Source organism: Lacticaseibacillus manihotivorans DSM 13343 = JCM 12514 (assembly GCF_001435035.1).
GTDB classification, from domain to species: Bacteria; Bacillota; Bacilli; order Lactobacillales; family Lactobacillaceae; genus Lacticaseibacillus; species Lacticaseibacillus manihotivorans.
Genome location: NZ_AZEU01000168.1, coordinates 1 through 9,414, shown reverse-complemented (window position 1 = coordinate 9,414; position 9,414 = coordinate 1). Strand labels below are relative to the sequence as shown.

The window sequence follows — 9,414 nt, the reverse complement described above, 5'->3', positions numbered from 1 at the left end:
TCCTTTTTCTTGCACTTATCATCTTGCACTTAAATTGTAAATCAAAGGCCAAAAAAGATTTTGCGGCGCTCACAAGCTGACGGTTTGAATCCGCATGACGTTTTTATTGAGGGATAAATCTTCAATGATTTCTGGTAAATTCAAGTCTTTGGGCAAGCTAATTTCGTAAATATTCACGTAAATGGCTTGGTGGTCATCTTGCGTCACGCGAAAGTTCACGTCATTGACTTCGATGTGATGCGTTTCAAAGTAATCTTGGATAAACTGTTTGGTTTCCACGCGATGATGATACTGAATTTCAATGCGCTTCATCGCCTTGACGTGCACAATGCGCTTGAGAAATACCAACACCAAAATCACCGCCACAGCACTGGCTACGGCGATTTCGTAATCACCCATGCCGATGGCTAAACCTAATCCTGCCACCGCCCATAAGCTTGCGGCAGTCGTTAGCCCGCGCACCGTGCGATGTTGCACCATGATCGTCCCCGCGCCTAAAAAGCCGATGCCAGAAACCACTTGGGCGATCAACCGGGCATCATCGGCGCGCATCACGCCAGTTAATTTCGGATACTGTAAGGCGGTATTCAACGCATCAAAGCCGATTTCTTTTTGCACCAGGGCCATGATACAAGCGCCTAAGCACACCAGGACATGGGTCTTCATGCCAGCCGGGCGATTCTTGTGCTCGCGGTCATAGCCGATCACCGCCGACACCACAATCGCCAACAATAACCGGCCGATAATCTCGAGTAAACTTAATTTAAAGGTCATGTGAACTCCTTTCAAAATGAGCTGATACTAATTCGCTTTTAAACTCGGTTTAAATTGACAAACGCCGTCCGGCATCGACAGTGTTTCAGGCCGTCATCTGGCATCAGTGATTCGGCTCCGTTACAGTGATTTTAATCTGGAGGTTCATCAACTAACGAAGAAAATATGTGGGTGGAAGCGGCTTGGGAGAACGGAGGAAAACTGGACAATTGCCTGTGGGAGTGAAATCAAGTGAAACGCCGTTTTGTAACGGTTCGCGCAGATTTCACCGGCAAATATTGAAACGAAGTGGTTTCCTTCGGTTCAATATTTAGGCAGAGGAACATCGGCGATTTCTGCCGATTTCCGTAGCCGGCCGCACCGGCAACTTGTCCAGTTTTCCGCAGTGGCGCCAAGGCGCTGGAGCCCACAGATTTTCGGGCCGCTAGGCAATTGGTATCGCTAGCTGGAAGATGAAATACACACTTACGATGCCGGACAGCGATACGAGGTCAATAGCCGGTTTTAATCATGAACTAGTATGAATACAAAAATAGCCAGTCACCTGGCTATTTCGCTGATACTTATGCTTGATCGTCTGAATCGTCAGTTTGGTCTGCTTCGGCGCGATTCAATAATTCATTGACTTGCGCGTCAGCATCCCCGGCAGGCGCCTCAGTTGGCGCTGCTTGCACTTCACCAGTAGTGGCGCCATCAGCTTGGGCAGTTGGTGTATCCGGATCATCTGGTTCGATTTCCTCAGCCAACTTAGCAACAGTCACGACTTTGGTCCCAGCATCCACACGCATCAAGCGGACCCCTAACGTCGCGCGACCAGTTTGGGAAACGGTGTCGATGTTAAAGCGAATCATCACCCCAGCATCGGTGACAGCCATAATATCTTCATCGCCATTAACCGTGGTGACGATTGCCAATGGGCCGTTTTTCTCGGTGACATTGGCAGTTTTGATCCCTTTACCGCCGCGGCCTTTGATTGGATATTCACTAGCGGCAGTGCGCTTGCCATAACCTTTTTCAGAAACCACGAAGACTTCTGAATCAGGAGTTAAGACGTCGGCGCCAACCACATAATCATCATCACGCAAGCGAATCCCGCGGACCCCAGTGGCTGAACGGCCCATGGAACGCACGGAATCTTCTTTGAAGGTGACCGAGTAGCCGTTATGCGTCCCAATCAACATGGTCGCATCCCCCGTGGTTGGAATGACGCGGCTGAGCTCATCGTCTGGCTTCATGTTTAACGCAATCAACCCATTCTTGCGGATATTCAAGAATTCCGCGACTGGAGTACGCTTGACGATGCCGTGTTTGGTGACGAAGAACAAGTAATCCGCACGTTTTTCACCGTTGTTGACGTTGATGACAGTTTGGATCTTCTCGTTGTTGTCGATGCCTAACAAGTTGATAATCGGAATGCCTTTGGCGGTGCGCCCATATTCTGGGATTTCATAGCCTTTGGCGCGATAAACTTTACCGGAGTTGGTGAAGAACAAGAGTACATCATGGGTGGAAGTGGAAATCAAGTGTTCCACGAAGTCATCATCATGCACACCAGTTCCTTGCACCCCGCGGCCGCCACGATTTTGCAACTTGAATTCAGATTGTGGCAAGCGCTTGACGTAGCCATTGTGCGTCAAGGTGATAACCACGGTTTCTTCTTCAATCAAGTCTTCGTCTTCGATATTTAAGTCTTCACCGACGAGCAATTCCGTGCGCCGCTTGTCGCCAAACTTCCGCTGAATTTCGAGCAATTCGTCGTAAATGATTTGATGAACCCGTTCCGGCCGCGCCAAAATGTCTTGGTAATCGGCAATGGCTTTGCGGATTTCACTTAATTCATTCTCAACTTTGTCGCGTTCCAAGCCAGTCAAACGGACCAAACGCATATCCAAAATCGCTTGGGCTTGTTTGTCAGACAACGCGTACTTGTCCATCAAAATCACTTTGGCTTTATCCCCAGTTTCACTGCTGCGGATAATGCTGATGATCGCATCGATATGATCTAAGGCAATCTTCAAGCCTTCCAAAATATGTTCGCGGGCTTGGGCTTTCTTCAATTCAAACGCCGTCCGCCGACGAATCACTTGTTCTTGATGCACCAAGTAATATTCAAGAATCGACTTCAATGGCAACGTCTTTGGTGCGCCATTAACGATGGCCACCATGTTAAAGGAGAAGCCCGTTTGTAGTGGCGTCAACTTAAACAAGTTGTTCAACACGACAGAAGCGGACATATCGCGGCGAATATCGATGGTAATGCGCATCCCTTCGCGATCGGATTCATCGTTGAGATCGGTGATCCCTTCGATTTTCTTTTCGCGGGCCAGTTCAGCGATGCGTTCCACCAACTTGGCCTTGTTGACCATGTAAGGAATTTCGGTGACGATGATGCGTTCGCGACCGTTTTTCTCGGTGACGATTTCGGTTTTGGCGCGAACGGTGATCGTGCCTTTCCCAGTTTCATAAGCGCGACGAATGCCGGATTTTCCCAGCACTAACGCCCCGGTTGGAAAATCTGGACCAGGTAATGCGGTCATCAAATCTGCCGTGGTCGCTTCAGGGTTGTCCATTAAAATGTGCAACGCTGAAATCACTTCGGCTAAGTTGTGCGGCGGAATGTTAGTGGTCATCCCCACCGCGATCCCAGTAGCCCCATTGACTAACAAGTTAGGAAAACGTGCCGGTAAAACGACGGGTTCTCTTTCCGTGCCATCATAGTTATCTTGATAATCAATGGTATCTTTGTTGATGTCGCGCAACATTTCCATGGTGATTTTGCTCATGCGTGCTTCAGTATAACGCATCGCAGCGGCACCATCACCATCGACTGAGCCGAAGTTCCCGTGGCCGTCGACTAACATGTAACGGTAAGAGAAGTCTTGGGCCATGCGCACCATGCCTTCATAAATCGACGAGTCACCATGCGGGTGGTATTTCCCCATGACATCCCCGACGATACGCGCGGATTTCTTGTAAGGCTTATCTGGGGTCACCCCAAGTTCGTTCATCCCATACAAGATCCGGCGCTGCACTGGTTTGAGGCCATCGCGCACGTCAGGCAAAGCCCGCGCGACAATGACACTCATGGCATATTCCAGAAACGATGTCTTCATCGTTTTGGCCAAATTAACAGTCGTGATGCGACTTTCTTGGCGGTCATCCATATGCTGCATTGCTCCTTTCAATTCATCATTGCGTTTAAGTTGCTAAGTTGTTTAATTAGGTATCGAAAAATGCTGACTCCAGGTTGATGGACTACGGCTGGAGGGGCACGGAACGCGGTCCACTGAAGAAAAGCTAACTCGCAAAATACGCGAGTGGATCTTTTCTTCAGTGCCATTGTAAGGCGGTAAACCGCCAACAATGGTTCGACGGCTGGTGCCCCTCCAGCCTCCGTCAATCAACCTTCCGCTCATCATTTTTCTGGGTTAGTCGAACGATTATGCAAACAATCGCTCATGTTCAATCAAGAATATTATCAGCTTAACTCGTAGGCAGTTGGTAATTTAGGCTGGAAGCTGGTCAGTGCGACATGGTGAGATTGCCGTTGGCGGTTTACCGCCTACGGCAAGCCGCAGAGGAAGATCCGGCGAGTGGGGAGCGCAGCGACACATCTCGGCTAGCTTCCGATTCGGACCCTCACCATGGTGCGCTGTGCCAGCTGGAAACCTAAATTGCCAACTGCCGAAGCCTTAGTTAAGCATCAATATTTTTGACATCGACATAAACCGCGTTGTCTTCAATGAACTTGCGACGCGGTTCGACTTTATCGCCCATCAACATTTCAAAAATGCCATCCGCCGCTTCAGCATCTTCAGGCGATACCCGCAACAAGCGGCGCTTATCAGGATCCATCGTGGTTTCCCACAACTGGCTGGCATCCATTTCCCCAAGCCCTTTGTAACGCTGAATTTCAGGTTTCGGACTTGGTTGCAAGGTGCCTAATACTTCTTCGAGTTCATCATCAGAATCGATATAGCGCATCATTTTGCCTTGGCGAACGCGATACAACGGCGGTTGAGCGATGTAGACAAAGCCGGCATCCAGCAATGGCCGCATGTAACGGTAGATCAACGTCAATAGCAAGGTGCGAATATGGGCGCCATCGACATCGGCATCCGTCATGATGATCAGTTTGTGATAGCGGGCTTTTTTCACGTCGAATTCTTCGCCAAAACCGGTACCCATGGCGGTAAACAGCGTGCGAATTTCTTCGTTAGCTAAAATCCGTTCCATGGAGGCTTTCTCGACGTTTAAGATCTTCCCACGAATCGGCAAAATCGCTTGGGTCAACCGCGAACGGCCAGACTTAGCAGAACCGCCGGCGGAATCCCCTTCGACGATGAATAATTCTGAGATTTCAGGATCTTTGCTGGAGTTATCCGCCAATTTACCTGGCAAGTTGGAAATTTCCAAACCAGACTTTTTACGGGTGACTTCCCGCGCCCGTTTAGCCGCAGCGCGCGCTTTAGATGCGAGCATCGCTTTGTCGACGACTTGGCGCGCTTGGGTCGGGTGCTCCATCAAATACTTGGCAAAATGTTCTGAGAAGGTGCGATCAGTGACCGTCCGCGCATCTGCGTTGCCAAGCTTGGTCTTCGTCTGCCCTTCAAACTGAGGATCTGGGTGTTTGACGGAAACCACAGCGGTCATGCCTTCACGCACATCTTCACCAGATAAGGCGTCGTCATTATCTTTAAGTTGGCCGGACTTATGGGCGTAATCATTGATCACGCGAGTCAGCGCCGACTTAAAGCCAGTTTCATGCGTCCCACCTTCGTAGGTATGGATGTTGTTGGCAAAGGTCATCAAGTTGTTGTGATAGTCGTCGGTATAATCCAACGCCACTTCGACGGTGATGCCTTTGGCTTGGCCTTCGACATAAATCGGTTCGTCTAAGACGGCCGTTTTGCCTTTGTCCAAGAAGTCGACGTATTCTTTGATCCCACCTTCATAGTGGAACACCAGCTTTTCAGCAGTGTCGGCACGCTTGTCGGTGAAGGTCAATTTCAACCCTTTGTTCAAAAAGGCCAGCTCGCGAATCCGCTGCGTTAAGATTTTATCATCATACGTGGTGGTTTCCGTGAAAATATCCGGATCCGGAATAAAGTGGACCTTGGTGCCATGGGCATGCTCCGGTGCATCCCCGATAACTTTCATCTTGGTGGCCACTTTGCCGCGGGTGAAGTCCATGTAATAATACTTGCCACCATGGCTCACGGTGACATCAAGTTTGGTGGACAAGGCATTGACGACAGACGCGCCGACCCCGTGTAACCCACCGGAAACTTTGTACCCGCCGCCGCCGAATTTCCCGCCGGCATGCAAAATGGTAAACACAGTTTCTAAGGCCGGTAACCCAGTTTGACGTTGAATATCCACTGGGATCCCACGACCATCATCAAACACCGTAATGGAATTATCTGGTTCAACGGTCACATCGATGGTGCTGGCAAAACCAGCTAATGCTTCATCGATCCCGTTATCAATAATTTCCCAAACCAAATGATGCAGCCCTTGTTGGGATGTGGAGCCAATGTACATCCCAGGCCGCTTGCGAACCGCTTCTAGGCCTTCAAGCACCTGAATTTGGCTGGCATCATATTCGGCAGCCTTTTCTTCTTTGGCTTCGATTTGGGCTTCTTCTTTATCAGTCACCGCTTGTTTCCTCCTTCATGAGCTGGCCGTCTTTCACATAAAAAACTGCCGGCGTATCGATTATTTCCTGGGCAATACCGTCCAAACTGGTGGTGGTTAAAAAGGTTTGGACTTTATTTTGAATCGCTTTGAGTAAATGGGTTTGGCGCTCATCATCAAGTTCAGATAACACGTCATCTAATAGCAACACCGGATATTCGCCAGTTTGCGCCTTCATCAAATCGATTTCGGCTAACTTCACCGCCAATGCCGTGGTACGCTGTTGGCCTTGGCTACCAAAGCTCGCGACATTCTTATCGTTGACGATAAATGCGACGTCATCGCGATGCGGGCCAACTAAAGTGGTGCCTAACATTAACTCACGCTCGCGGTGTTTGGCGAGCAAATCAAGAATCGCGGCTTTGGCTTGGGTAATATCCCCGCGGGCAGCTTCCGGCACTTGGCTGACATATTGAAAAGTCAACACTTCATGGTTTTTGGTGATGTCAGCGTGAATTTGCGCCGCAAACGTCGCCATTTGTTGGAGCAATGCTTGGCGGCGCGTCACGATTTCAGCACCAGCAGTGGCCAATTGCTCTGACAACACCTCTAAAAACACCAGGTCTTTGGCTTGATGGCTCTTCAATTGCTTCAAGTAGGCATTGCGCTGTTTCAACGCCGTGCGATAGGCACTGGATTCTTGCAAGTACTTCACACTCATTTGACCAAATTCCATGTCGATAAAGCGCCGGCGATTGGCCGGGCTACCTTTGACAATGGCGAGGTCTTCTGGGGCAAATAACACCACATTGAAATGCCCCACGTAACTGGATAGCCTGGGCTGTTCAATTTTATTGAGGCGGGCTTTTTTACCTTGCGTGGAAATGATCAACTCCAATTGCTGCGGACCGGTAGCTTTCACCACTTGCCCTTGGATTTTGGCAAACTCACTGCCAAATTTGATCAGTTCTTTATCATTGTTGGTGCGATGGCTTCGCGCTAACGCTAACACGTACACTGACTCCAGCAAGTTGGTTTTGCCTTGGGCGTTCGACCCGATCAAGACGTTGATCTGAGGTGAAAAATCAGTGTCCACCGCAGGATAATTGCGATAATTTTTTAGCGTTAGGTGCGCAAGCCTCATCCAGCTTGGACCACGGTGATCACCGTGTTGTCTGGCAGGGTCACGGTATCGCCTGCACGCAATTTACGACCGCGCCGGGAATCTTCTTCCCCATTGACCAAGACGCGATTTTCTGCCAGGAACCACTTCGCTTGACCACCAGAATCAATAATACTGGCTTCTTTTAACAACTGACCTAGCGTCATGTATTCAGTCGAGATCTCAACTGTTGCCATCCATTGCCCACTCCTTTTGTCGTTTAAATAATACTACCTATATAGTATACCGTTTTTGACGACAAAGCTCAATGACATGACGCAATATACGGCGGTTTTAGCCGACTTTAATCGAATCGAGTATCCCAGCACGTATCCCCCTTTAAAAACGCAAATTTGGCCAAATGCAAGCATTCAGCCAAATTTGTGTTTTTTATGGGCCAGCGATCGCTTCAAAAAGGATCTCTGCTTGATAACGCCCGGCTAAGGCTTGGGGCTGTTGTTGAAACACCCAATCGATCTGTGATAGTGGCACCACCTGCGGCCCTGAATAATTGACCGTATACGCTTGTCCAGCAGCAATCAGCGACCCACTCGGCCATTTAAGTTGTGCCGATAACGTAGCCCCATTAGCTTGTTTTAACGCGGATGCGGTCAGGGTGAAATGCCACGGTCCCACTTGGTTCACCGACCAATCAGAAAAACCCGCCTTAGCGGTCACCGGCCCTTGAATAATCGCCGCGATATCGATGGTAGTCGCAACCGGTGATAAATTTTGGCGGGTCAACGCGCGATACGTGTAGGTCACCATCGAACTATGGTATTCAACGGTTGTTTGCTGGTCAAAATATTGCAACGTGAGCTGAACACTTAATGCATCAGGCGGCACCGAAGCTGCTGGTAACTCTGGAGTATCTGTGACTTGTTTTAGAAATGGGACGCCATTTTTCCCAAAGAACTGCCAAATAAACCGCAACTGGGTTCCTGGCGCCGGGTGAATATAATTCAGCGATAATGTGATCGGCTGACCTTGAACAGCAGCAATCGGTTGCAGTCCAAACTGTTGGCTCGCCATCATTCCTGTTGGATTATTTACCGTCAATTGGCGCGTTGCGGTAGTCAATTTAAGCGTCAACAAATTGCCCAGCGTGTCATAACTTTGGCTACTAGGCGGCACGAAGGTAAACAAGGGGCTGCTTGGCCATTTCAAGTCATTATTCACCATGTTAGTATTGACGCTATTGGCCACGGTTATTTCACCATCGAGGTGATGCCACACCGCGAGTTGAGGCAACGGACTAAAAATCGGCTCGGTTGACGTGTCCGCTTTAGTACTTGCTGAAATTTTGGTCACCACATGCAAAATAATCTCAGTTTCATAACGATTGGGATCTTGGCCAAATTGAAACGCTAAAGTCAACGGATAAACCCCGACACGATCGGCCCGCACGACCAGACCCAAACCATTCGTATCAACGGCGCCTAACCCCCAGCCTAAGGTTTGATCGATATAGACATAAGTGGGGTTCGCCACCCGTGGAAGTGCGCGATCCTCATGATTGACTTGCACAAAATAGCGAGCTTGTTTTAACTGATCCACATTCAGCGCGCCGCCAGGCAAATAAGCCAACGGGATCATCCAAGCCGAATTATCCGCAGTGATCCAAAGTTCTTTTGGCGGCCGCAAGACCATCCCTCCTTGAATCGGGTCATAATCTTGCGGCAGTGGTTTGGTTTCAGCTTGCACCATAGTCGCGCCTGTTACCCAAAAACCGAACCACACGAGCAACACACCGAAAAGTTTTTTCATTGAAATTCCCCCTCACTTATAAACCTGGATTATTCACCTCGGTATTTGGGACATGAAATCGCATCTGGCCGGTC

At 49.3% G+C, this 9,414-nt stretch carries 6 protein-coding genes; all 6 read right to left on the bottom strand.

Features of this window, described 5'->3' with window-relative positions; genetic code table 11:
* Positions 1-69: 69 nt before the first annotated feature.
* Entirely contained in the window at positions 70-774 is a 705-nt protein-coding gene (locus FD01_RS09680) for an MgtC/SapB family protein (protein WP_054718706.1), read from the bottom strand.
* A 563-nt stretch (positions 775-1,337) separates the two neighbouring features.
* Positions 1,338-3,938, bottom strand: coding sequence for a DNA gyrase subunit A (gyrA, locus tag FD01_RS09675; RefSeq protein ID WP_054718709.1), 2,601 nt, complete (start codon positions 3,936-3,938; stop codon positions 1,338-1,340).
* Between the two features lie 532 nt (positions 3,939-4,470).
* Entirely contained in the window at positions 4,471-6,432 is a 1,962-nt protein-coding gene (gene gyrB / locus FD01_RS09670; RefSeq protein WP_056963968.1) for a DNA topoisomerase (ATP-hydrolyzing) subunit B, read from the bottom strand.
* Positions 6,425-7,555 carry a DNA replication/repair protein RecF gene (gene recF, locus FD01_RS09665; protein ID WP_056963966.1) on the bottom strand — a complete coding sequence of 377 codons (1,131 nt, stop codon included), beginning with the start codon at positions 7,553-7,555 and terminating at the stop codon, positions 6,425-6,427. The genes gyrB and recF overlap by 8 nt, the downstream gene beginning before the upstream one ends.
* Positions 7,552-7,770: a S4 domain-containing protein YaaA gene (yaaA, locus tag FD01_RS09660; RefSeq protein ID WP_054718713.1), complete on the bottom strand. Its 219-nt coding sequence runs from the start codon at positions 7,768-7,770 to the stop codon at positions 7,552-7,554. The genes recF and yaaA overlap by 4 nt, the downstream gene beginning before the upstream one ends.
* A 193-nt stretch (positions 7,771-7,963) precedes the next feature.
* Entirely contained in the window at positions 7,964-9,340 is a 1,377-nt protein-coding gene (locus FD01_RS09655) for a hypothetical protein (RefSeq protein WP_056963964.1), read from the bottom strand.
* Between the last annotated feature and the right edge of the window lie 74 nt (positions 9,341-9,414).

Bases quoted from the DNA above. Each gene is read 5' to 3' on its own strand.
- FD01_RS09680 (WP_054718706.1), bottom strand. From the start codon at position 774: ATGACCTTTAAATTAAGTTTACTCGAGATTATCGGCCGGTTATTGTTG.
- gyrA (WP_054718709.1), bottom strand. From the start codon at position 3,938: ATGGATGACCGCCAAGAAAGTCGCATCACGACTGTTAATTTGGCCAAA.
- recF (WP_056963966.1), bottom strand. From the start codon at position 7,555: ATGAGGCTTGCGCACCTAACGCTAAAAAATTATCGCAATTATCCTGCG.
- yaaA (WP_054718713.1), bottom strand. From the start codon at position 7,770: ATGGCAACAGTTGAGATCTCGACTGAATACATGACGCTAGGTCAGTTG.
- FD01_RS09655 (WP_056963964.1), bottom strand. From the start codon at position 9,340: ATGAAAAAACTTTTCGGTGTGTTGCTCGTGTGGTTCGGTTTTTGGGTA.